A 22,739-nucleotide genomic window follows, 5' to 3' on the forward strand; every position below is an offset into this window, starting at 1 on the left:
GTGGTGTACGCCGGCCGGCCGGGCGCCGGGCGTCGGCGCGTACCTGGGCGGCGGGCCGGCGACGCGCCCTGCGGGCGGGGCCGGCCGGTGCTCGGGTGATGGGCATGCGGCGTAACTCCAGTCGATCGGCGCCCGCAGCGGAGGCGCCCACGGCGGGGCGCCTGGCAGGCGGGATGATTCGTCGGGCCGGACCGGCGGCCGTCGGCCCTGCATCAGGTGAAGGCTGCAGCGGCATGGAAGGTGCGACCGGCCGGTTTGTGGGCGCGGTCGGCCGATATGTGGGCGCGGTCTGCGCGGCGGGGCTCGACCGCCAGGAGGCCGGCGCAGCAGGTGCCACCATCCTGGGTGCGGGCGCGGTTGTCGCGGCGGGCGTGGCGGGCCTTGCCGCAGGAGGTGATGCGGGCGCGCCGGGCGGGCGCCGGGGCCCGGCGGCCTCGTGCCGGGGCCCGGCGGGATCGGTCACCCGCGCGGGCGCGCCGCCTGGGCGGTCGCGGAAGGTGTGAGTCGTCACCGCTGTCATGGTGTCTTGTGGGGTCGCAGGAGGCCGTCCTCCTGGCCGTCGCCCCCAGGCTAAGTCCCGTGGGGCGGCCGGGGGCGGGCCCGGCGGCCGGGCGGGCGAAGATTTGACCATGTCATGGTGGTTCGGCGGCCCGTTCTTGACGCGCCGCCGTACCGGTGTCAGCAGGCCTCCACGGGCACGTCGAACCAGACGACCTTGCCGCTGCGCGTGCGGGCGCACCCCCACGCGCGGGCCAGCCCGGCCACCAGGGCCAGGCCGCGGCCGCCTTCGTCCTCGATGCCGGCAGGCCGCAGCTGCGGCATGCCGTGCCCGCGGTCGCCCACCTCGCAGCGCAGCAGCAGCCGCTCGCCGGAGACGCGCAGCCTGATCTGCAGCCGTACGGGGCCGCGGCCGTGCCGTACGGCGTTGGTCACCAGCTCGTCGGCCAGCAGTTCGGCCTCGGCGCTGGCCGCTACCCCCCAGCCGGTGAGCGCGGCGCGCAGCAGGTGGCGAGCCTGGGGCACCGACGCCGGCAGGGCGGGCAGCGTCCATACGGCCGACAGTGAACCGCCCGCGCCGGTGGAGCCGCCCCGCGTCAACCGGCACCCCGTCTCGGCGGGTCCCGCCTGTTGCTGCGGGGCCACCAGGTACGCGGCCTGGGCCGGCGCGCGAGGCGACCGATGATGATCCATGATCGCCGTCCTCGCATTTTCTTCCCGCTGGTCGGGGAGCGGTTCCCCGCCACTCCTCAGCCTGCCCTAAAATCGCCCATACGTACCCATACGGGCATTTATTCCCTCGCGGGGTCGTCCAGCCGCACCAGCACCTCCGTCACCAGCTCCCCGGGCGCCGTCACCGCCGGATCCGACACGTACACCTCACGCACCGGCCCCCGCACCGCCTGCCCCCGCTCGGCGCACCACGCCAGCAGCCCGTGCACGGTCAGCGACATCTGCTCGTAGGCCCCCACGTGCGTCGCACACGCGAAGCGCCCGCCCGGCAACACCACCGCCCCGCCCTGGGACTCGTCAACGGCCAGGCCCACCGCCACCTCCATCGCCTCGGCCACGTCCAGGGGGAACAGCCCGACCAGCCGCACCGGCCCCGCCATCGCGGGACCGGCCAGCAGCCGCGCCACCGCCGCCGACGTCGCCCGCCCCACGTCCTCCATGCCCGCCGCGCGCTCGCGTACCAGCAGCACCCGCAGCGGCTCCTCCTCCACCACCCGCACCGCCGTCTCGGGCAGCCCCTCTGCCATCACCCGCTCCAGCACGCCCAGCGTCCTGCGGCGCCGCGCCAGCTCCTCCTCCAGCGTCCTGCGCACCCCCTCAAGCGCGCCCGCCGAACCCGCCAGCACCTCCCCCACCACCGCCAGCGGCACGTCCAGCGAGCGCAGCAACCCGATCGACAGCGCCTGACGCGCCTGCGCGGCCCGGTAGTAGCGGTAACCCGTCGCCTCGTCCACATGCGCCGGCCGCAGCAACCCCAGCTCGTCGTAGCGCCGCAACTGCTTCACGCTCAGCCGGGCCAGCCGGGCGAAGCGCCCGATCGGCAGCAACTCCTCATCCACGCCCACCAGCATGGCCCGGTTTGACCACCACCCCGTCCCACGCGGCATCGTGGAGGACATGAGCTTCTCCGTGGGACAGGTCGCCCGGCTGGCCGGCATCACCGTACGCACCCTGCACCACTACGACGAGATCGGCCTGCTCACCCCGCGCGAGCGCACCCCCGCCGGCTACCGCCGCTACACCGACGACGACATCACCCGCCTGCAGCAGATCCTGCTCTACCGAGAGCTCGGCTTCCCCCTCGACGAGATCGCCGCCATCCTGGAGCGGCCCAGCACCGACCACCTCACCCACCTGCGCCGCCAGCACGAGCTGCTCACCCGCAAGGCCCGGCGCATCGGCCAGGTCATCGCCGCCGTCGAGCGCGCCATCAACGCCCGCACCACCGGCATCTCCCTGACCGCAGAGGAACGCCTGGAGGTGTTCGGCTCCTTCCGGCCGGAGGACCACGACGCCGAGGTCGAACGCCGCTGGGGCGGCACCCCGCAGTACGCCGAGAGCCAGGAGCGCATCGCCGCCTACACCAAGGAGGACTGGCTGCAGCTCGGCAAGGAGGCCGCCGCCCTCAACGACGACCTGGCCGCCGCCCGCACCTCGGGCGTGCCCGCCGACCACCCCGACGTCATGGACCTGGCCGAACGCCACCGCGCCCACATCAACCGCTGGTTCTACACCTGCGACCACGACCTGCACCGCTGCCTGGGCGACCTCTACGTCGAAGACCCGCGCTTCACCGCCGTCTACGACGCCCTCGCCCCGGGGCTCGCGGCCTACTTCCGTACCGCGATCCACGCCAACGCCCGGCGCGCCACCTGAACATGCTCTTGCAGGCATATAACTGATGGGGTATGTTCGCGGGCATGCCCTTCGACGTCGTCGCTGAACCCACCCGCCGGCGTATCCTCGACCTCCTCCTGCAACGCCCCCACCAGGTCGGCGAGCTCACCCGGCAGCTCGGCCTCACCCAGCCCGCCACCAGCAAGCACCTGGCGGCGCTGCGCCGCGCCGGCCTCGTCGCCGTCCGCAAGGACGCCCAGCGCCGCTGGTACGAGCTCAACCCCCGTCCCCTCGCCGAGATCGACGCCTGGCTCACCCCCTACCGGCGGCTGTGGAACGACACCCTCGACCGGCTCGAAGACCACCTCGACACCATGCCCGACCCCGCACCCGACCCCGCACTCGACACCGGAAGCGACACCCTGGAGGAGCCGAACAAGTGAACGAGACCCTCACCCTGCACCCCGACGGCCGCACCACCCTGCGCCTGCAGCGCCGCCTGCCCCACCCGCCGGAGAAGGTGTGGAGCGCCGTCACCCGCCCCGAGCACATGTCGGCCTGGTTCCCCGCCGAGGTCACCATCGACGGCGACCGCATCGGCTACGGCTTCGGCCCCGACGGCCGCATCACCGACAACGACCCGCCCCGCCTGTTCGCCCACACCTGGGGCGACGACCACCTGCGCTGGGAGCTCACCCCCGACGGCGACGGCACCCTGCTCACCTTCACCCACACCTTCACCGACCACCACGGCTCGGCCAGCTTCGCCGCCGGCTGGCACACCTGCCTGACCGAACTGCACGCCCACCTCGACGGACGCCCGCCCCTACCGCCCGGCGACACCGCCCGCCTGCACGAGGACTTCGTCGCCATCCTCGGCCTGCAACCCGCCGCCGTCACCGACGACGGCGGTGTCCGCGCCGAGCGCCAGCTCACCCGCCCCGCCGACGACGTCTGGCGGCTGCTCGACGGGCCCGCCGCCACCGTCGGCGCGCCGCCGCCCGCGCCGTTCACCGTCCCCGCCGTCCCGGCCGGTCCGGTGACGCGGGCCGAGGCGGGCAAGCTGCTGGAGTACGAGACGGCGAGCGGGCCGGTGCGCTGGGAGTTCGGCGAGGGCACCGGTCACGGCGCGCGCCTGGTCATCACCCACGCCGGGGATGCGTCCACGGTGGACGCCTGGCGCGTCCGCGTCGAAGACCTCGCGGCCTCCCTCCTCGCTTGAGGGGGTTTCGAGGCTTTTCAGAATGTGCGAACCGGCCCGGCGCCTTTACAACGTAGATCATGAAATATCGGACAGGTCGGATATGTGCGAGGGCTCGATCGACCACCGCACCCCGTACGCGCCGAGAAAGTCCAGGAACCCCTCCGGCGGCAGAGCCTGGCCGGGCGCCAGCACCCCCGCCCCCGCGTCGCCGGCCGCGAGCCGGCGGGCGCTCTCCACGGCGATCACCGCCGTCGTGCCGTAGGTGTCGCTCCCCCGCACGACGCCGCGGGCCCGCCGCCCGTCCGCACCCGTGGCGTCCAGCACATAGGTGAAGCGCTGGGCGCGGCGGATCGCCGCGCCGGGCCCGTCCGGCAGACTGTCGATCATCTCGGGGGTGAGCGGGCTGTTCAGCCGCTCCCCCAGCGCCGCCTCGGTCATCCCCGCCACGTACCGGACGGGAACGTGCCGGGGTATGGTCACCACCTCCGGCACCGGGAACGCCGCCACCGCCGTCGTCTCCGCTCGCCCGGGCAGCCGGACCTCGCCGCGGGCGGCCCCGCCGGGGCGCCAGTCGCCGCCGGAGTAGATCAGGCCGCCCGCCCTGATGGCGTCGATCGTCTCGGCCACCGACCGCAGCGACCCGCGCGACATGCCGCCGCCGGTGACGGCGTGCACGGTGACGATGCCGGCGAGCGGCCCGAGACGGTCGGCCAGCAGGCGGGCCAGCAGGTCCACCGGGACGCATCCGTCGGTGGCGGCGGGCAGCACGCTCACCCCGGCCTCGCGCGCCTGCGTCGCGAAAGTGTCGAAGACCTGCTTGACGTGCAGTTGCTCGCCGGAGGTGTCGACATAGTGGCAGCCCGCGGCGATCGCGGCGCGCACCACGGCCGCGCCCGTGACGGTGAACGGGCCCGCGCAGTTGACGACGGCGTCGCAGCCGGCGAACGCGCTCACCAGTCCTTCGTGGTCGCCTGCCGCGGCGACGCGCCAGGGCGCGCCGGCCTTCTCCAGGCGGGCGGCGTCCCGCCCGGCCGCGACGGGCTCGATGCCGCGCCGTGCCAGCTCGGCGAGCACGAGCCCGCCCTGGTAGCCGCTCGCGCCATAGACAGCGATCTTCATGTACGTCTCCTCCTCGGTGATCCGCGCAGCCACGCTACGGCTCCACCGCGAGACGCTGGAATAACCCAGGCGCGCCCCCATTTGCGCCATCGTCTCTAAGCTGGGGGTGTGGACGTACTGTCTGATGTGGTGAACGCGGCCCGCACCGGGCGGCCCCATTCACGGCGGGTGGCCAGGTCCGCCCCGTTCTGCGAGCACTTCGCGGCGGTCCCGGCCGCCGGGTTCCACGTCGTGCTGGAGGGGACGTGCCGGCTGACCCCGGCGCAGGGCGAGCCGGTGACACTGGGGCCGGGCGACGTGGCGTTCCTGCCGCGCGGATCGGCGCACACCCTGGCCGGCTGCGACGGGTCGCCGGCGGTGGAGATGCTGTGCGGGGCGTACCTGCTCGACGGGTCGGCCGCGCACCCGCTCCTGGACGACCTGCCCGACGTCGTCCACCTGCCGGCCCGGGTGGGCCGGCACGGGCAGCTGCGCGCCGCGCTCGAGCTGCTCGGCGCAGAGCTGGACGACGACGACAGGCCGGGTTCGCAGGCCGTCCTGCTCACCCTGCTCGACCTGCTGCTGCTCTACATCCTGCGCGCCTGGTTCGAGGACCGACACGCCGGCGGCCACTCACCTTCCGGGTGGGCGGCGGCCCTGCACGATCCCGCCGTGGCCGCCGCCCTGCGGGCCGTGCACGCCGACCCGGCCCATCCGTGGACGGTCGAGGAGCTGGGGGCGCGGGCGAGCCTGTCGCGGGCCGCGTTCGCCCGCCGCTTCACCGCCCTGGCCGGGCGGCCGCCGCTGGCGTACCTGACGTGGTGGCGCATGGCGACCGCCGCCCGGCTGCTGCGCGGCGGCGACGCGCCCGTCCACGTCATCGCCCGCCAGGTCGGCTACAGCTCGCAGTACACCTTCACCCACGCCTTCAAACGCCAGTACGGCCTCCCGCCCGCCGCCTACCGACGGCACGCCCCCGCACTGCATCCCGACGCCGGGTAGCCGGCGCCGTGTCAGTCGTCGACGGCCTGATAGAGGGTGGTCCAGAAGTCGCTCATCAGATGGGCCGGGCTGGGCACCGTGTAGCCGAGCTGGCAGAGCAGGATGCCGGTGAGGCCGTTGGCGGGGTCGGCGTAGGCGGAGGTGCCGCTGCCGCCGTCCCAGCCGAACTGGCCGATCGGCGCGTAGTCGCCGCGGTAGGTGCGCACCGCCATGCCCATGCCCCAGCCGCCCTGCTGGCCCTGGCCGAAGGAGATGTGCACGCTGTCGCGGGCGAGGGCGGTGCGGGCGGCGTTCTGCTCGGGGGTGAGCTGGTTGGTGGTCATCAGCTCGACGGCGGGCCGCGACAGGATGCGCCGGCCTTCGTGGACGCCGCCGTTGAGCAGCATGCGGAAGTAGGCGTGGTAGTCGTCGGCGGTGGAGACCAGGCCGCCTCCGCCGCCCTGGAACGCCGGAGGGCTGCTCCAGCGACCGTTCTTGGGCTCGTCCCAGGCGAGGAACTCGCCCGTGGCGGGGTCGGGGGCGTAAAGGGTGGGCAGCCGGTCCAGCTGGTCGGCGGGCACATGGAAGGCGGTGTCGTGCATGCCGAGCGGCTCGAAGACGCGCTCGTGCAGGAAGTCGCCGAACGTCTGGCCGCTCACACGGGAGACGAGCACGCCGACGAGGTCGCTGCTGATCTGGTACTGCCACTGCGCGCCGGGCTGGTGCATGAGCGGCAGCTCTCCGAGGCGGCGCATCCACTCGTCCTGCTCGGGGACCTCGACCGGCAGGTTCGGGGTCAGGCCCCGCTCGAAGATCGCGTTGAGGATCGGGGTGCCCAGCGCGGTCATGTCCATGCCGAGGCCGAAGGTGGAGGTGAGCACGTCCCGTACGGTGATCGGGCGCCGCGCCGGCACGGTGTCGTCCAGGTCGGCGCCGATGCTCCTCAGCACCTTGCGGTCCGCCAGCTCGGGCAGCCACGGTTCGACCACGTCGTCCAGGCGCAGCCGGCACTCGTCCAGCAGCACCATCGCGGCGGCGATCGTGACCGGCTTGGAGGTGGAGGCCATCCGGAAGATCGTGTCGCGCCGCATCGGCGCGCCGCCGTCGTGCTGCATGGTGCCCAGCGCCTCGACGTGGGTCTGGCCGCCGCGGCTGACCAGGGCGACCAGGCCGGGGATCCGCCCGGAGTCGACGTGCCGTGCCAGCACGTCCCTCAGCCTGAGCAGCCCCTGCTCGGAGAAGCCGTTCGCCATGTCTGTCGTCTCCTTGTCCTGAAGTTGTTCTGGAGTAGTCATGAAGTCGTCATGAAGTCGTCTTGATGAGGCCGCCGTTCCGGTTCCTGGCCGGCGGCCGCCGGGTGCACGCGCGGTTCATCGAAGCGCGGCTCCCAGGAGCCGATCTCGACCGTGCCGGCGTGCCGGTCGATCACCTCGAATCCCCGAGCGGCGCACCCGCAGGCGGCGAGCCGTTCCGGGTCGTGGCAGTCGACGGTGGGTTCGGTGAGCCTGCTGCTCCTGGCGCCGCGAACCAGGCGGCCAGGGCCGTGCGCAGCGCCGGCGTGGCGATGCCGGCGGGCTCGTCCAGGGCGGCGGCCCAGGCGACGTGCCCGTCCGGGCGGATGAGCAGCGCGTCCACGTCGCGGTCGGCGGCCTTGGCCTCGTGGACGTCCACGACGTCGCCGGCGATGGCGCGGGCGATCTCGTGGAGTTCGGGGCGGCCGGCCAGGTCGAGCAGGACGGGCCGGGCGGCGTGCATGAGGGCGGCCACGCTGGTGACGCCCTGGCCGGTGTGCAGGGTGAGGTCGGGCGCGAAGGCGCCGGCCAGGGGGTGGTGGCCGGTGCCGGGCATGGGGTGGCGGATGTCGCCGCCGGCGACGAGGGCGCCCAGGCGGCGCAGCGCCGGCTCGTCGGCGAGCAGTTCGGTGAACAGCTCGCGCAGCGCTTCGGCGGCCTGGTCGTGGCCGCGGCGCAGGGCGACCTGGGCGCGGGTGTGCAGCAGGGTGCGGGCGGCGGCCTGGCGGCGCTCGGCGTGGTAGGTGTCCAGCAGGCCATCGGGTGCGGTGCCGTGCAGGTGGGCGGCCAGTTTCCAGGCCAGGTTGACCGCGTCCAGCAGGCCCGCGTTGAGCGCGACCCCGGTGGCGGGGAACAGGTGGGCCGCGTCGCCGGCCACCAGGATCCGTCCCTGCCGGTAGTGCTCGGCCTGGCGGGCCGAGAAGGTGAAGCGCGACAGCCGCGTCGATCCGGCGATCGGCAGGCGGGCGCCGAGCACACGGTGGACGCTGTCCTGCAGCTCGGTCAGGGTCATCGGGGAGTCGTCGTCGTAGTCGGCGTTCTCGTCCTCGGCCGTGTAGAGGGAGACCGACCGGCTGCCGGGCGCGGAGCCGCAGCCGAACAGGCCGTGCTCGGTGCGGGTGAACCCGGCGCGCACGACGCCGGAGCCCGGCACCTCCAAGTCGCCGTTTCCGAGCACGGTGACCTCGTCGGCGAGGGTGACCTGGGCCAGCCGGTTGACCTCGGGATAGGTGGTGCCGGGGAACGCGATGCCGGCCTGCTCGCGGACGCGGCTGCGCGCCCCGTCGCAGCCCACCACGTAGCGGGCGCTCACCCGGTAGGGGCCGTCAGGTCCGAGCACCTCGGCCCGCGCCGCGCTCTCGTCCTGGGTGAGCGCGCTCACCTCGTGCCCGCGCCGCACGGCGACGCCGAGCTCCTCGGCGCGTTCGGCGAGCAGCCGCTCCAGCACCTGCTGGGGCAGCGGCAGGGCGTGCATGGGCGGGTTCTGCACGCCGGTGAAGTCCAGGTGCACGCCGCCGAACGGGAACCGGGGCGCGGGCATCGGGCCCGTGCAGGCGGCCTGAAAGCATTCCAGCAGGCCCCGGAAGTGCAGCAGGTGCAGGATCTGGCCGCCCAGGCCGCCGGCCTTGGGGACGTCGCGGGACCGCGGCCGGCGTTCCAGCACCAGGGGCCGCACGCCGGCCAGGCGCAGCTCGGCGGCCAGCATGAGACCGGTCGGGCCGGCTCCCACGATGACGACGTCGGCATGCTCGTCCCCGGCGGGTCGCTCGATCAATGAGGGCCTTTCTTCGGGCCCGGCCATCAGCCGATGGCCGGGCGGAGGGTGATCCACACGTCGTTCATCGAACGGGCGGGCGCGGTAGAGCGGGCGCGCCGCCGTCGTGTCCGTGTTCACCCCGTTCGTTCGGAATCAAGCATCAAGTACGGTGAACCCCTGGAACAACGGCGAAACCCGGAAGATCACCTTCAGCAGGAGTAAACGGAGCAGGTCAGGCGTGGCTGTTCGCCGAGCAGCGGGGGCTGGCCGTGGCCACCGATCACCGGCCGAGGAGGCCATGACGCCGGCCGGCATGGACGGGCTCGTCGTGCTCTTCCCCGCCCGTATCAGCCGGTAGTGGGCGCGTCCTGACATCGCCTATCTGCCGGTGACGGATCTGGAGCCGCTGCCGTACGCGCTGGTGTGGCGCACCAAGGCCGAGAGCGAGGCCGTCCGCGCCCTGGCCGGCATCATCCGCGACCTGGGCCCCCTGCCCTGACTCCGGGTCAGTCCTGGGCGGTGGACCGGATCACCACCTCGCCGACGTCGATCCCGTCGGGCTGCTCGATCGCGAACCCGATCGCCGCCGCCACCGCCGAGGGCGGCATGGCGATCTCCTCGCTCCGGCGCGCCAACGCCGCCGCCACCTGCGGGCTGCCGCCCTTGCCGACGCCCTCGGTGTCGGTGAAGCCCGGGGAGACGAGGGTGACGCGCAGGTGCGGTCCCGCCTCCTGGCGCAGCGCCTCGGTCAGCACCTTCACCGCCGTCTTGGTGGCGGCGTAGACGCCCTGGGGCGGTTTGATGACGTAGGCGGCGGTGGAGGCGACGTTGACGAACTGGCCGGCCCGCTGGCGGCGGAAGACGGGCAGGGCGGCGCCGATGCCGTTGAGCAGGCCGGTGACGTGGGTGGCGACCATGGCGTCCCAGTCGTCCTGGCGCAGCTCGTCGAACGGCGAGACGGCCATGGTGCCGGCGTTGGAGACCAGCACGTCGAGCCGGCCGTGCAGGTCGAGCGCGGTGCCGGTGAGCGTGCGCAGGTCGGCGCGGCGGGTCACGTCGACCACGGCCGCGGTGGCCGTGCCGCCGGCCGCGGTGATGCGTTCGGCCACCGCCTGCAGCCGCTCCTTCCTGCGGGCGCCGAGCACGAGCCTGGCGCCCCTTTCGGCCAGGTACATGGCCGTGGCCTCGCCGATCCCGCTGCTGGCTCCGGTGATCGCGACGACCTTCCCGGCGATTCCTGTCATGATCGGCTGTCCTTCCCCGATGGGTGTGCGCAGGCCGCGGATGACCTACGATGAAGAAGTGGAGGCGCCACCACTTAGCTCGACCATAAGTGGGCGCGCCTCCGTTCAGCAAACGGAGAGGAGCCGGGCACCGCGATGAGCGACGACGCAGCACGCCCCTTGCGCGCCGACGCGCGCCGCAACCGCGACAAGATCATCCAGGCGGCGGCACGCGTCTTCGCCGGCGAGGGCCTGGACGCCCACCTCGAACGCATCGCCAGGGAGGCCGGCGTCGGCACCGCCACCCTCTACCGCAACTTCCCCACCCGCCAGGCCCTCATCGAGGCGGTCTACCGCAACGAGGTCGCCCAGCTGTGCGACGCCGTGCCCGGCCTGCTCGACGCCCACCCGCCCCTGGCCGCGCTACGCGCCTGGACCCGCCTGTTCCTCGACTACGTCACCACCAAACACGGCATGGCCGACGCCCTGCAGGCCATCGCCGCCACCGGCGACAACCCCTACGGCAACAGCCGCGCCATGATCCAGGCCGCCGTCACTACCCTCATGGAGGCCTGCGCGGCGGCCGGCGCGATCCGCGGCGACATCACCTCCGCCGACCTCACCGCCGCGCTGACCGGCATCGCCCACACCTGCCCCCGCGCCGACCAGCGCGCCCAGGCCGAACGCCTGCTCGACCTCACCCTCGACGGCCTGCGCATCCAGCCCGCCCGGTAGACACCCCCTCTACGTGGCGAGACTCCGGGCGGCGCGGGCGAAGGAGCGGATCAGGTCGGTCTCCGCCGCCGTGCGCCACAGCAGCGCCCACCGCGCCGGCGGCGCGTCCCGCACCGGCACGTAGGCGATGTCCGGCCGGGCGTGGTAGCGGGCGGCGTGAGAGTGCACCAGCGCGACCGCCTCACCGTTGGACAGGATCGGCAGCAGCTCGCTCTCGGCGGTCACGACCGGCCCGATGCGGATCGGCCGCCCGCTCGGAGTGCAGGCCGGCACGAGGGCCTGACGCCAGTAGTCGGGCCTGGCCCCGCCGATCACGACCTCCTCGGCCAGATCCTCGTACGACACCGCCTCCCGCCCAGCCAGCCGGTGACCGGCCCCGACCGCGAGCACGACCGGCTCGACCCGCACCACCGGCCCCACCGTCAGATCCGCCTCCCTGACCGGCAGCCACGCGATCTGCACGTCCACCTCGCCCTCGCGCAGCGGCCCGAAAGGATCACCGAACCCGACGTACCGGATGCGCGCCTCGCACGCGGGATGCCGGGCGTGGAAGGCGTCCAGCAGCGGCCGGAAGTCCTGCACGTTGCTCGACAGCATGCCCAGCCGCAGCACCCCGCTCTTGCCGCCCGCCGCCCGGATCGCCCGCTCCATCCCCTCATGCAGCCCCCGGTAGGCGGGCGCGAGGTCGGCGAACAACTGGCGGCCGATCGGCGTCAGCGCCACCGCCCGGCTGCTGCGCTCGAACAACGCGGCCCCGATGCGCCGCTCCTGCTTCTTGACCGCCTGGCTGACGCGGGCCGGCGTCACGTGCAACCGCTCGGCGGTACGGCCGAAGTGCAGCTCCTCGGCCAGCGTCAGGAAGATCTCGATGTCCCGCAGCTCCACGCGCGCTCTTTCATCGTTAAGCGAGAGGTTAACGCACATTATCGGACCTGGCGTTGCCGCCCGCACCGGCCCGCGCCAGGCTTGGCCCGTCCGCTGCGCGGACGCATCCCCTCGTGAAACGGAAAGTGGTACCCGATATGACTGTGCACGTCACCGGCTCACCGCGCGCCGAGCGCGCCAAGCCCCGCAAGGGAGGGGTGAAGGTCACCTTCAACGGCGTCCTGTGGGCGTTGCAGGCAGTGTTCGGCTTCTTCTTCGCCGGCAGCGGCTTCGGCAAGGTGCTCATGTGGGACGCCGCCCTGTACGCGGCCGCGCCCGACGCCGTCGCCTGGTACGCCGCCGTCCCCCAGCCGCTGATCGTCTTCATCGGCGCCGCCGAGGTGCTCGGCGGGATCGGCCTGCTGCTGCCCGCGATGACCAGGGTCGCGCCCGCCCTGACCCCGCTGGCCGCCGCCGGCCTGACCCTGACCATGATCCTCGCCGCCGGCTTCCACATCGTGCGCGGCGAGCTCGCGCTGGTGCCCGCCAACCTCCTGCTCGGCGCCCCCACCGCCGTCGTGGCGGCCGGCCGGTGGCGGTCGCGGCCCGTCGCCCCCGCGAGCCTGACCAGGCCACGCCTGCTCGGCGCGATCGCGGTACTCGCCGCGGTGGTCCTGCTGACGTTCCTGCCCACCTGGTACACCATGACCGTCACCCAGTTCTGACCCCTGCTGGTTACGGGGGGCCGGTCACGGAGGTCCGGGTGCGGGGGTGCCGGGTGCGGGGGTGCCGGGTGCCGGGTGCGGGGGTGCCGGGTGCGGGGGTGCCGGGTGCGGGGTGCCGGGGCCGGTCGCGGGTCAGGTGGTCAGGTGGTCAGGCCGAGCGCCGCGGCCGTCACCGCGCGGGCGCGGTCCGGCCGGGTCAGCACGTCCACCGCGTCCACCACCTGATCCACGCACCCGGCGACCGGCAGCCCCCGCACCGCCGGGTCCGACACCGCCGCCATCAGCGCTTCGGCGAACCGGTCGCCGCCGATCACCCGGAACGGCCGGTCGTGGAAGCCGCGTACCCGCTCGTCCAGCCGTTCGGCCAGAGCGACGCGGTTCTGCAGCGCCGCCAGCCGCCCGTACGCGGCGGCCAGCCCGTCCTCACGCTCGCGCCACGACCGCGCCGCCAGCGCCGCCCCCAGCGACTCGCCCAGCTCCGCCGAGCCGGGCAGCCGGGCCAGCGCGCTGCCCAGCCATTTCGCGTACGGGGGATAGCGCCGGCGCAGCAGCAGCGCCAGCCGCATCACCTCCCGCGCCAGCCGCGCCCCCACCACGGCCGAGCCGAGCTCGTCGCCCACCTCGCCGCACCGGCCGGGGAACGGCTCCTCCTGCGCGATGCGCCGCCACTGACAGGCCAGCACATACCGCCACACATCCGCCGGATACCAGCGCAGCGCCTGCCTGACCGCCTCAAGGCCCGGCTCGGCCAGCCCGTCGTGGAACACCTCCCCGCCCGTCACCTCGGCCAGGCTCTGCCACGGCGACGACAGCCAGTCCAGCAGCCCCACCCCCGAACGCGGGTCGAACCCGAGCCGCTCCACCAGCCACCGCCCCAGCTCCGTCACCGTCACCCCGGGCCGCACCTGCCCGTGGTAGCCGAACACGGTGGGAAAGCCGCGAAACCGCTCCGGCAGCCCGGCCACCACCCGCTCCTCCACCTCCGCCACCCGGCCCGCCGCCACGAACACCAGCACCCTGGGGCCCCAGTCGTGGTCGGCGGAGCGGGCCGTGTCGAACGCCAGCACCTCAGATCCTGGCCCGATCAACGCCGCCGCGTGCGGCACGCCCGACACCAGCGGAGCCACGACCTCACCATAGAAGGAACGCGACAATTCGATACCAGGTACGAAATCCGTCATCACGCCGTCAACTTTGCCCCAGCGCCCGCCGAACCTCACCCGGTTTTCCACAGGCCCGAACACCCCGGCAGCCGCGCGCGAACCGGGACGGGGCGGCACGGGGCGGCGCGGGCGGCGGGGGCGCGGGATCGGCGCGGGCCGGCTGGGGTCGAGGCGGCGCGGTGAGAACCGGTGGGTCGCGGCGGGGGGTCGTGATTCAGGGGGTGACGCGTGCGGCCATGACGCGGCGGCGGCCGTAGCCGAGCCGCTCGTACACGGCGATCGCGGCGTCGTTGTCGTCGTCCACCATGAGCGTGGCCCGCCCGTGGGCCGCCACCAGCTCCCGCGTCACCCACCCGCACACCAGCCGGGCCAGCCCCCGCCCGCGAAAGCGCGCCCTGGTGGCCACCCCGGCGAGGAAGCCGACGGTGGGGGCGGGCCAGGCGTCGGCGGCGACCGCCGCCAGCTCCCCGTCCACCCGGATCCCGGCCCAGCGGCGAATCCCCGCCATACCGGGCACGGCGTAGGAGTGCGGGGCGTCGGCGGCCAGCAGCGCCGAAACCTCCGCCTCATCCTCCAGCCACATCACCCCGCCGCCTGCACCATCCTCGGCGGCGCGGGCGGTGGAAGGCCGGCGCACCCCATCGGCGGGACGGCTGACCCCAAAGGGCCGGCGTACCCCGTCGTCCGGACGACCCGCCGCAGAAGGCGGGGGCGTTCCAGCGTCGGGCCGGCCGGCCGCAGGAGGTGCGCTCATCCGATCGTCCGCGGGTGGCAGGCTCATCCAGGAGAAGCGGCCGCCCTCGCGCAGCACGCCGACCTTCGCCGTGACGTCGACCAGCAGCTCCAGCTCACCCCACGGCCGGTACGCCGGCCCCACTTCGGCCAGCGCATGCTCCACGAGCTCCACAGCGGCGGACGTGTCGCCCCAGACGGCCAACCGGTCGTGACGCGAGATGGCCGGGCAGCTCGCCACCACCGCGTCCCCCAGCGCCCAGGCCCGCGCGCCGCCGCGCAGGCCCTGCGCCGTCCACATCACCAGGTCGTCGTCACCGCAGGCGGCGGCCAGCTCCGCCTCCGACCGCAGCCGCCTGATCACAAGATCGCCCCTGGCCGGTACGCGGCCGCCTCCGGGTGCTCGGCCACGACCGTGCCGACGGCCTGCGCCACGGCCTGCACCTGGTCGGCCGCCGCGCCGGTGAACGACACCCGGTCGGCCAGCAGGCTCTCCAGCTCCGCCCGGCCGAGGGGGAAGCGTTCGTCGGCGGCGAGCCGGTCGAGCAGCTCGTTGGAGGCGCCGCGCGAGCGCATCGCCAGCGCCGAGGCCACCGCGTGCTCCTTGATCAGCTCGTGCGCCTGCTCGCGGCCCACCCCGGCCCGCACCGCCGCCATCAGCATCTTCGTGGTGGCCAGGAACGGCAGGTAGCGGCCCAGCTCGGCGGTGATGACCGCGGGGAACGCGCCGAACTCGTCCAGCACCGTCAGCATCGTCTCCACCAGCCCGTCGAAGGCGAAGAACGCGTCCGGCAGCGCGACCCTGCGCACCACCGAGCACGACACGTCGCCCTCGTTCCACTGGTCGCCCGCCAGCTCACCCACCATCGAGGCGTAGCCGCGCAGGATCACGGCCAGGCCGTTGACGCGCTCGCAGGAGCGGGTGTTCATCTTGTGCGGCATCGCCGAGGAGCCGACCTGCCCCTCCTTGAACCCCTCGGTGACCAGCTCGTGCCCGGCCATCAGCCGGATCGTCTTGGCCAGCGACGACGGCGCGGCGGCCAGCTGCACCAGCGCGGTGACCACCTCGAAGTCGAGCGAGCGGGGGTAGACCTGCCCGACGCTGGTGAAGCGGTGCTCGAACCCCAGGTGGGCGGCCACCCGCTCCTCCAGCGCGGCCAGCTTGCCCTGGTCGCCGCCCAGCAGGTCGAGCATGTCCTGGGCGGTGCCGACCGGCCCCTTGACGCCACGCAGCGGGTAGCGGGCGATCAGCTCCTCCAGCCGCCGGTAGGCGACCAGCAGCTCGTCGGCCGCCGTCGCGAACCGCTTGCCGAGCGTCGTGGCCTGCGCCGCCACGTTGTGCGAGCGCCCGGCCATCACCGTCGCCTCGTGCTCCTGCGCCAGCTGCGCCAGGCGGGCCAGCAGCGCCACCACCCGGTCGCGGACCAGCAGCAGGCTGTCGCGCACCTGCAGCTGCTCGACGTTCTCGGTCAGGTCGCGCGAGGTCATGCCCTTGTGCACCTGCTCGTGCCCGGCCAGCGCGTTGAACTCCTCGATGCGGGCCTTGACGTCGTGCCGCGTCACCCGCTCACGCGCCGCGATCGAGTCGAGATCGACCTGCTCGACCACCTTGTCGTAGTCGGCGATCGCGCTCTCGGGCACCGCCACGCCCAGCTCGGCCTGTGCCCGCAGCACCGCCAGCCACAACCGCCGCTCAGCGATGATCTTGTATTCGGGTGACCACAGACGGGCCAGTTCCGCCGAGGCGTAGCGGCCGGCCAGGACATTGGGGATACGCGGCTTGGAAGTCACGTTGGACAAGTGTATTCACACCGCCCCCGGCGGCGTGCAGGTCAGGGGGTCCCCAGCCGCACTCCCGGCCACACCAAGACTTGAACCGGCCCCTGGTTAACCCGCACCCGCCCCGGACAGCTGACGCCCAGCCGTACATCGGAGCAGAACGGGGACAGCCACCATGAACCGATCCCACCCCGCCCGCGGCCTCCTTGCGGCCACAGCGGTGACCGGCCTGCTGACCGCCACCTCCTGCGCCCCCTCCCACCAGCACGCCACCGGCGCCGCGGGCCGCGCACCCGCCGTCGCCACCACGACCGAGGCGCCGGAGGAGACCCTCGAACCGCTGCTCGAACAGGCGCTGCCCGGCGTCGAGGGCAAGACGTTCACCTCGGCCCTGGTGACGTTCCCACCCGGCGGCCGCGCGGGGCCGCACCGCCACGGCACCGCCTTCGTCTACGCCTACGTCCTGGACGGCACCTTCCGCAGCCAGCTCGCCGGGGAGCCCGTCCGCACCTACCGGCAAGGGGACGACTGGACCGAGCAGCCCGGAGCCCACCACGTCCTCACCGAGAACACCAGCCGCACCCAGCAGGGCAGGCTGCTGGTCATCTTCATCGCCGACACCGGCTCCCAGCTGAAGATCGAGGATTAGCCGTGGCGGCGGCGGTCAGGGCCTTACCCGGGGCGCCCCGTCCTGTCCCCTTCGTGAGCCTGCGACGACGAGCAGCCCCGCCAGCATGAGCCCGCCCGCGTGCAGGCAGAGCGTCGGGATGATGCCCATGCGCCCGCCCAGCACGCCCGCCAGCGACGTCCCGATGAGTGACGTGCCGGCCTGGGCGGTGACGATCAGCCCGAACACCATGCCCGCCCGATCGGCGCCCGCCACCGTCTGCGCGAACGTCGTCAGCCCCGCCATCGACGCCGCCGCGGGGAACCCGGCCAGCGCGATCAGCACCATCGCCGGCCACACCTGCGACGTCAGCAGCGGATAGGTGAACAACGCCAGATCCGCCAGCCCGAACACCACCGTCCCCCACCCGAACAACGCCCGCGGCGTGAGACGGCCTGGCCTGGCGGCCAGGGCCAGCCCGCCCGCGATCCCGCCGACCGCCTGCGCCGACAGGAACAGGCCGTAGGCGTCGCCGTCCCCGCCCAGCACACCGGCCACGAACGGCGCCGCCAGCGTCGAGAAGATCCCCTCACCCAGCCCGGTGATCATCATGTACGCCAGCAGCAGCCGCACCCCGGGACTCGTCCGCGCCAGCCGCAGCCCCGCCAGCCACTGCCCGCCCACCCCCTCCCGCGCCGCCACGACCGCGTGGGCGGGCGGTCGCAGCCCGGCCAGCAGCAGCGCCGAGGCCAGGAACCCGGCCGTCCCGATCCCCACGACCGCACCAAGACCGCCCGCCCCGACCGCCACCCCACCGGCCAGCGCCCCCAGCAGCCGGGCCGCCTGACCGCTCTGCCCGGTCAGCGCATTGGCCCTGACCAGCTGGGAGCCGGGCACGATCTGCGGCACCAGCGCCTTCTGCGCGGGGAACAGCACCGTGCTCAGCACCCCGGTCCACAGCGCGACCGCGTACACGATCCACACCTGGCCCGGCTCGCGCACCGCGAGCAGCGGCAGCAACCCCAGCCCGAGCAGCACGTCCGCCAGCACCAGCAGCCGCCGCCGGTCCCACCGGTCGGCCAGCACCCCGGCCACCGACCCGAGCAGCACGTCCGGCAGGCGGGCGGCCAGCAGCATGACGGCGCTCGACAGGGTCGAGCCGGTCAGCACGTACACGTGGTAGGCCAGCCCGGTGCTGATCACCCAGTCGCCGGTCTGCGAGATCAGCCCGGCCGACAGCAGCCGCCGATAGTCCCGGTTCGCCCCGAGTAACTCCCGCAGCCCACCGTCCTGCCGCGCCCTCGTCCCGCCGGCCTCAGTCACCGCTACCGGTCTCCGGCAGCGGCACCAGGAGGGTGGTCAGCTGAACGGGCCGCGCCCCTTCAGGCCGCTCGGACGCGTCGGCGATGCGCGCCATCAACGGCTCCAGCAGCCGCCCGATCCCCTCGTCCAGCTCGGCCAGCTCCTCAGGAGTCACATACAGGTACGAGGTGCCGATCCCGCCCGCCTGCCGCCACTCCTCCGGTTCCGCACCGCGCCGCTCCTGCCACTCGGCCAGCCGCGCCAGCGCCCGCTCGGCCATCACCTGCTCCAGCAGCCCCCGCGCCGCCGACTTCTCGGGGCTGGTGTCGACGTCGGACCAGTCCTGCGTCAGCGACGTCACCTTCCACGGCCGCTCCCGGTCGTCGCGCGCCTCGGCCTGCTCGACGAAGCCGTACCGGGCCAGCTGCCGCAGATGGTACGAGGCCAGCGCCTGACTGACCCCGACCTCCCGCGCCGCGTCGGCCGCCGTCATCGCCCCCGACCGCATGAGCAGCTCGTGCAGCGCCAGCCGCACAGGATGGGCGAACGCCCGCATCGCGGCCGGATCGTCCAGCGTCTGCCGCGGCCGCTCCCTCCAAGATTCCAAAGACATGCTTGGAATACTCACCGCACGGCACCAACATGTCAAGGAAACCTTTGGAATCGGGCTACGGCTCACCCGCATCCAGCACACGCGTCAACCGCACCGCCTCCTCACGGAACCCCAGCGACGCATAGAAACCCCGCGCGGCCGCATTACCCGCCGCCGTCTCCAAGGTCAGGTGACGCACCCCCTGGCCACGCGCCCACCCCTCGGCCGCCGCCACCAGCCGGCGCCCCACCCCCATCCGCACGGCGTGCGCGGCCACCGCCAGCTCCCCGACGTACGCCTCCGGCGTCCCCGTGAAATGGTCCTGCGTGTTGACCGACACCACCCCCACCACCTCAACCCCCGCCACCGCCACGAACACCGCCCCCCGCGCCGCATCACCCGCACTCAGGAACGCGGCGAGCCAATCACGGGCCGCCGCCACCACCGCCTGAGCGTCACGCCACTCGGCCACACCCTCCGTCAGCCGGCCCGCCAAGGCAAGCACCGCGTCACGGTCCTCCGCACGCACGGGCCGGACCCGCACCACGTCCTCCATGCTCATGCCCACCAGCATGCACACACGCGAACGCGCCCGGCGGGGAACGACCCCCGCCGGGCGCGCGCCTGCAGATCAGACCGGGTGAGCGGCCACCTCCTCCTTCTTCGCCACAGACTCGCCCGCCGCGTGACGCGGGCCGTCGTCACGGCGGCGCGACACCACCACGTACAGCGTCGGCACCAGCACCAGCGTCAGCAGCGTCGACGACACCAGCCCGCCGATCACCACGATCGCCAGCGGCTGCGAGATGAACCCGCCCGACCCCGTCACACCCAGCGCCATCGGCGTCAACGCGCAGATCGTCGCCACCGCGGTCATCAGGATCGGCCGCAACCGCCGCCGGCCACCCTCGATCACCGCCTCCACCACGCCCATACCGCGCTCACGGTACTGATTGATCAGGTCGATCAGCACGATCGCGTTCGTCACCACGATGCCGACCAGCATCAGCACCCCGATCAACGCCGGCACGCCCAGCGCCGTGTCCGTCGCCACCAGCAGCCCGATCGCGCCCGTCGCCGCGAACGGAATCGACACCAGCAAGATCACCGGCTGCACGAAACTCCGGAACGTCGCCACCATGATCATGAACACGATCGCGATCGCCGCCAGAATCGCCATCCCCAGATCCGCGAACGCGTCCGCCTGATCCGCCGACACACCACCGATCTCGTACGACGCCCCCGCACCCAGATCCAGCCCGTCCAGCTTCTCCGTCAGCTCCTGCGTCACCGCACCCAGATTCCCCGCATCAGCCGCCCGCGCCGACACCGTCGCGGAACGCTCACCGTCGATCCGCGTCACCTGCGTCGGCCCGTCCACCTGCCGCACCGACGCCACCGACGACAGCGACACCAGCCCACCGGCCGTCGGCAACCGCAGATCCTTGACCGCCTCGATGTCCTCAGGCGCCTCCGCACCCCGCAACACCAGATCGCTCGCCCGGCCCTCCAGCGTGATCTGCCCCAGCGGCGCACCACGGAACGCCTGCGCCACCGCCTGACCCACCGCGGCCTCCGACAGGCCGCGCTCGGCCGCCTTCTCCCGGTTCACCACGACCTCGACCCGCGGCGCACTCGACTCCAGGTTCGACGACAGATCCTGCAGACCGCCCACACCCTCCATCGCGGTCTTCACCTGGTCCGTCGCCGCACGCAACGCCTCGACGTCCGCCGCCCGCACGATCACCTCGACCGTGTCCGTCGCGAACCCGCCACCACCGGCACCGCCGACCGTCACCTCACCCACACCCGACAGGCCGTCGATCTTCTCCCGCAGCTCACGCTCCACCACCGCGGCATCGACGTCCTCACCCAGCGTCACCGAGAACGACGCCCGATCCGCGCCACCGCCCAGACCACCCGTCATGGCGTTCCCGCCACCGACGTTCACCTGGTACGTCTCCACACCCTCCTGATCGGCGAGCACCTCCTCGACCTTCGCCGCCGCCTTGTCCGTCGTCACCAGATCCGTGCCCACCGGCATCCGCTGCGACAACGACAACGTGTTCTGCCCGGAGGCGTCCAGGAAGTTCGTCCGCAAACTGCCCGCCAGACCCATCGTCGCGACGAACACCGCCACCCCGATGAGGATCGTCACCAGCTTGAACCGCGTCGCGAACCGCAGCACCGGCAGATACGCCCGCTGCAACGGCGAGCGCAACTCCTTCGCCTCGGCCTCCTCACGCTGCTTACGCGCCTCCTCAGGCGACAGGTCAGGAGCCCCCAGGAACCAGTACGCCAGCACCGGCACCACCGTCAGCGACACCACCAGCGACGCCAGCAACGCCACCGTCACCGTGATCGCGAACGGGCTGAACAGCTCACCCACCATGCCGCCCACCAGCGCGATCGGCGCGAACACCGCCACCGTCGTCAACGTCGAGGCCGTCACCGCCCCCGACACCTCACGCACCGCCGTCAAGATCGCCTGGAACTTCGCCTCGCCGTAGGCCAGATGCCGCTTGATGTTCTCCAGCACCACGATCGAGTCGTCCACCACCCGGCCCACCGCGATCGTCAGCGCGCCCAGCGTCAGCAGGTTCAGCGAATAGTCACCCGCCCACAGCACCAGCAGCGCGATCACCACCGACAACGGGATCGACACCGCCGTCACCAGCGTCGAACGCACCGACAGCAGGAACACCAGGATCACCAGCACCGCGAACACCAGGCCCAGCAGGCCCTCCGTCGTCAGGCTCTCGATCGACTGCTCCACATACGGCGCCTGGTCGAACACCACCGACACCGCCGTGTCCGACGAATCCCCCAAAGCCTTCGTCAGCTCCGGCAGCTTCTCACGGATGTCATGCGAGATCGCCACCGCGTTACCGTCCGGCACCATCGTCACCGACAGGCCCAGGCTCTGCTTGCCGGCCGTCCTGGTGATCGTCGTCGCCTCCGCCAGGCCCCGCTTGATCTCCGCGACGTCACCCAGCTTCACCGGCTTGAGCGGCCTCGGCCGCGCCGCCTGCTGCTGAGCCTGCTGCGCCAGCTGCGCCTGGGAGGGCTGAGCCTGAGCCTGCGGCTGGGCGGGCGTCAGGTACAGGTTCTTCAGCTTCGTCACCGAGTCGACCCGCGAGCCCACCTGCACCGTCAGCGACTTGCCGTCCGTCGTCAGCGTGCCCGCCGGAATCGGCGTCCCGTTCGCCTTCAGCACCTCAGGGATCTGCGCCGCCGAAACCCCCGCCAGCGCCATCTTCTTCGCGTCCGGCTCGATCGTGACGACCTCGTCACGGGTGCCCGTGACCGACGCCTCCCGTACGCCCTCAACGCCCTGCAACTCCGGCACCGCGATCCGCCGCAACTTGTCGGCCATCGCCCGCTCGTCGCCGCCGTCGCCCACCGCCAGCACCATCACCGGGATGTCATCGGTGTTACCCGCGACCACCTGCGGATCCACCCCATCAGGCAACGCCGCCCGGTTGATCGCCTGCTGCATCTTGTTCAGCGACGCCTCGATGTCGGTGCCGTACTCGAAGGCCACCTGGATCTGCGCCAGGCCCTCCTTCGACGTCGAGGTCATCTGCTCCATCCCGGCAAGCCCCTGGAAGGACTCCTCGATCGGAGCCGTCACCTGATCCTCGACGATCTCCGGCGACGCCCCGGGATACGCCGCCACGACGAACGCGCCAGGGAACGACAACGACGGCAGCAACTGCTGCTTCAACTGCGGGATCGTGAACACGCCGAAAGCGCTGAGCACGACCGCCAGCAAGATCACCAAACTGCGGTTGACCAGGCTCAACCGGGCGAATGCGGTCACAGGCTCCCCCTCCAAG

22 protein-coding genes are annotated in these 22,739 nt (G+C 73.1%); 7 read left to right on the forward strand and 15 right to left on the reverse strand.

The window, feature by feature from the left end; all coding sequences use genetic code 11:
* Nucleotides 1-678: 678 nt before the first annotated feature.
* Together AB0K28_RS22375 and AB0K28_RS22380 are read right to left on the reverse strand one after the other, a co-directional pair.
* Nucleotides 679-1,191 carry an ATP-binding protein gene (locus tag AB0K28_RS22375; RefSeq protein ID WP_364373019.1) on the reverse strand — a complete coding sequence of 171 codons (513 nt, stop codon included), beginning with the start codon at nucleotides 1,189-1,191 and terminating at the stop codon, nucleotides 679-681.
* A gap of 98 nt (nucleotides 1,192-1,289) precedes the next feature.
* Entirely contained in the window at nucleotides 1,290-2,069 is a 780-nt protein-coding gene (locus tag AB0K28_RS22380; RefSeq protein WP_364373022.1) for a MerR family transcriptional regulator, read from the reverse strand.
* A gap of 58 nt (nucleotides 2,070-2,127) precedes the next feature.
* On the opposite strand from AB0K28_RS22380, the gene AB0K28_RS22385 reads away from it, so the two are divergent.
* Genes AB0K28_RS22385 through AB0K28_RS22395 form a run of 3 tightly spaced genes read left to right on the forward strand, consistent with a single transcriptional unit; the run spans nucleotide 2,128 to nucleotide 4,069 of the window.
* Nucleotides 2,128-2,886, forward strand: coding sequence for a MerR family transcriptional regulator (locus AB0K28_RS22385; RefSeq protein ID WP_364373025.1), 759 nt, complete (start codon nucleotides 2,128-2,130; stop codon nucleotides 2,884-2,886).
* A 44-nt stretch (nucleotides 2,887-2,930) separates the two neighbouring features.
* Nucleotides 2,931-3,290: a metalloregulator ArsR/SmtB family transcription factor gene (locus AB0K28_RS22390; protein WP_364373028.1), complete on the forward strand. Its 360-nt coding sequence runs from the start codon at nucleotides 2,931-2,933 to the stop codon at nucleotides 3,288-3,290.
* Nucleotides 3,287-4,069, forward strand: a complete 783-nt coding sequence (locus AB0K28_RS22395) for an SRPBCC domain-containing protein (protein ID WP_345407317.1) — start codon at nucleotides 3,287-3,289, stop codon at nucleotides 4,067-4,069. Before AB0K28_RS22390 ends, AB0K28_RS22395 begins: the two co-directional genes overlap by 4 nt.
* A gap of 57 nt (nucleotides 4,070-4,126) precedes the next feature.
* Here the strand turns inward: AB0K28_RS22395 and AB0K28_RS22400 are convergent, their stop codons facing one another.
* The gene (locus AB0K28_RS22400) at nucleotides 4,127-5,203 is read right to left on the reverse strand and encodes a saccharopine dehydrogenase NADP-binding domain-containing protein (RefSeq protein ID WP_364373031.1); all 1,077 of its coding nucleotides are present in this window, start codon (nucleotides 5,201-5,203) and stop codon (nucleotides 4,127-4,129) included.
* Nucleotides 5,204-5,278: 75 nt separating this feature from the next.
* Between AB0K28_RS22400 and AB0K28_RS22405 the strand changes: the two genes are divergently transcribed.
* Complete coding sequence (locus AB0K28_RS22405; RefSeq protein WP_364373034.1) at nucleotides 5,279-6,151, forward strand: AraC family transcriptional regulator; 873 nt, start codon at nucleotides 5,279-5,281, stop codon at nucleotides 6,149-6,151.
* An 11-nt stretch (nucleotides 6,152-6,162) separates the two neighbouring features.
* Here AB0K28_RS22405 and AB0K28_RS22410 read toward each other — a convergent pair whose 3' ends face one another.
* The 4 genes from AB0K28_RS22410 to AB0K28_RS22425 all read right to left on the reverse strand — a co-directional run bounded on the left by AB0K28_RS22410 (nucleotide 6,163) and on the right by AB0K28_RS22425 (nucleotide 10,422).
* Nucleotides 6,163-7,425: a serine hydrolase domain-containing protein gene (locus tag AB0K28_RS22410; protein WP_364373037.1), complete on the reverse strand. Its 1,263-nt coding sequence runs from the start codon at nucleotides 7,423-7,425 to the stop codon at nucleotides 6,163-6,165.
* A complete protein-coding gene (locus tag AB0K28_RS22415; protein ID WP_364373040.1) occupies nucleotides 7,422-7,559 on the reverse strand; it encodes a hypothetical protein in 138 nt (45 codons plus the stop codon). The genes AB0K28_RS22410 and AB0K28_RS22415 overlap by 4 nt, the downstream gene beginning before the upstream one ends.
* Nucleotides 7,556-9,196, reverse strand: a complete 1,641-nt coding sequence (locus AB0K28_RS22420; RefSeq protein WP_364373043.1) for an FAD-dependent monooxygenase — start codon at nucleotides 9,194-9,196, stop codon at nucleotides 7,556-7,558. The genes AB0K28_RS22415 and AB0K28_RS22420 overlap by 4 nt, the downstream gene beginning before the upstream one ends.
* A gap of 488 nt (nucleotides 9,197-9,684) precedes the next feature.
* A complete protein-coding gene (locus AB0K28_RS22425; protein WP_345407337.1) occupies nucleotides 9,685-10,422 on the reverse strand; it encodes an SDR family oxidoreductase in 738 nt (245 codons plus the stop codon).
* A 135-nt stretch (nucleotides 10,423-10,557) separates the two neighbouring features.
* Here AB0K28_RS22425 and AB0K28_RS22430 point away from each other — a divergent pair, with 135 nt between their 5' ends.
* Nucleotides 10,558-11,136, forward strand: coding sequence for a helix-turn-helix domain-containing protein (locus AB0K28_RS22430; RefSeq protein WP_364373047.1), 579 nt, complete (start codon nucleotides 10,558-10,560; stop codon nucleotides 11,134-11,136).
* A gap of 9 nt (nucleotides 11,137-11,145) precedes the next feature.
* Here AB0K28_RS22430 and AB0K28_RS22435 read toward each other — a convergent pair whose 3' ends face one another.
* On the reverse strand, nucleotides 11,146-12,021 hold the full coding sequence (locus tag AB0K28_RS22435) for a LysR family transcriptional regulator (protein WP_364373050.1): 876 nt from the start codon (nucleotides 12,019-12,021) through the stop codon (nucleotides 11,146-11,148).
* 137 nt (nucleotides 12,022-12,158) lie between these two features.
* Between AB0K28_RS22435 and AB0K28_RS22440 the strand changes: the two genes are divergently transcribed.
* Nucleotides 12,159-12,725 carry a DoxX family protein gene (locus tag AB0K28_RS22440; RefSeq protein WP_364373053.1) on the forward strand — a complete coding sequence of 189 codons (567 nt, stop codon included), beginning with the start codon at nucleotides 12,159-12,161 and terminating at the stop codon, nucleotides 12,723-12,725.
* A gap of 140 nt (nucleotides 12,726-12,865) precedes the next feature.
* Here AB0K28_RS22440 and AB0K28_RS22445 read toward each other — a convergent pair whose 3' ends face one another.
* The 3 genes from AB0K28_RS22445 to purB all read right to left on the reverse strand — a co-directional run bounded on the left by AB0K28_RS22445 (nucleotide 12,866) and on the right by purB (nucleotide 16,411).
* A complete protein-coding gene (locus AB0K28_RS22445; protein ID WP_364373056.1) occupies nucleotides 12,866-13,852 on the reverse strand; it encodes a DUF4037 domain-containing protein in 987 nt (328 codons plus the stop codon).
* Between the two features lie 250 nt (nucleotides 13,853-14,102).
* Nucleotides 14,103-14,984 (reverse strand): GNAT family N-acetyltransferase, encoded by an 882-nt coding sequence (locus tag AB0K28_RS22450; RefSeq protein ID WP_364373059.1) that lies wholly within the window; start codon nucleotides 14,982-14,984, stop codon nucleotides 14,103-14,105.
* Nucleotides 14,981-16,411 carry an adenylosuccinate lyase gene (gene purB / locus AB0K28_RS22455; protein WP_345407364.1) on the reverse strand — a complete coding sequence of 477 codons (1,431 nt, stop codon included), beginning with the start codon at nucleotides 16,409-16,411 and terminating at the stop codon, nucleotides 14,981-14,983. The genes AB0K28_RS22450 and purB overlap by 4 nt, the downstream gene beginning before the upstream one ends.
* A gap of 163 nt (nucleotides 16,412-16,574) precedes the next feature.
* On the opposite strand from purB, the gene AB0K28_RS22460 reads away from it, so the two are divergent.
* Nucleotides 16,575-17,048, forward strand: coding sequence for a cupin domain-containing protein (locus tag AB0K28_RS22460; RefSeq protein WP_345407367.1), 474 nt, complete (start codon nucleotides 16,575-16,577; stop codon nucleotides 17,046-17,048).
* 15 nt (nucleotides 17,049-17,063) lie between these two features.
* On the opposite strand, the gene AB0K28_RS22465 is transcribed toward AB0K28_RS22460, so the two are convergent.
* From AB0K28_RS22465 to AB0K28_RS22480, 4 genes are all read right to left on the reverse strand, one after another.
* Complete coding sequence (locus AB0K28_RS22465) at nucleotides 17,064-18,329, reverse strand: MFS transporter (RefSeq protein ID WP_364373063.1); 1,266 nt, start codon at nucleotides 18,327-18,329, stop codon at nucleotides 17,064-17,066.
* Complete coding sequence (locus AB0K28_RS22470) at nucleotides 18,322-18,921, reverse strand: helix-turn-helix domain-containing protein (RefSeq protein ID WP_364373066.1); 600 nt, start codon at nucleotides 18,919-18,921, stop codon at nucleotides 18,322-18,324. Before AB0K28_RS22470 ends, AB0K28_RS22465 begins: the two co-directional genes overlap by 8 nt.
* Nucleotides 18,922-18,976: 55 nt before the next feature.
* Complete coding sequence (locus AB0K28_RS22475) at nucleotides 18,977-19,462, reverse strand: GNAT family N-acetyltransferase (RefSeq protein WP_364373069.1); 486 nt, start codon at nucleotides 19,460-19,462, stop codon at nucleotides 18,977-18,979.
* A 69-nt stretch (nucleotides 19,463-19,531) separates the two neighbouring features.
* A complete protein-coding gene (locus AB0K28_RS22480; protein ID WP_364373072.1) occupies nucleotides 19,532-22,723 on the reverse strand; it encodes an efflux RND transporter permease subunit in 3,192 nt (1,063 codons plus the stop codon).
* Between the last annotated feature and the right edge of the window lie 16 nt (nucleotides 22,724-22,739).

The organism is Nonomuraea sp. NPDC049504, from assembly GCF_040676845.1.
GTDB lineage: Bacteria > Actinomycetota > Actinomycetes > Streptosporangiales > Streptosporangiaceae > Nonomuraea > Nonomuraea salmonea.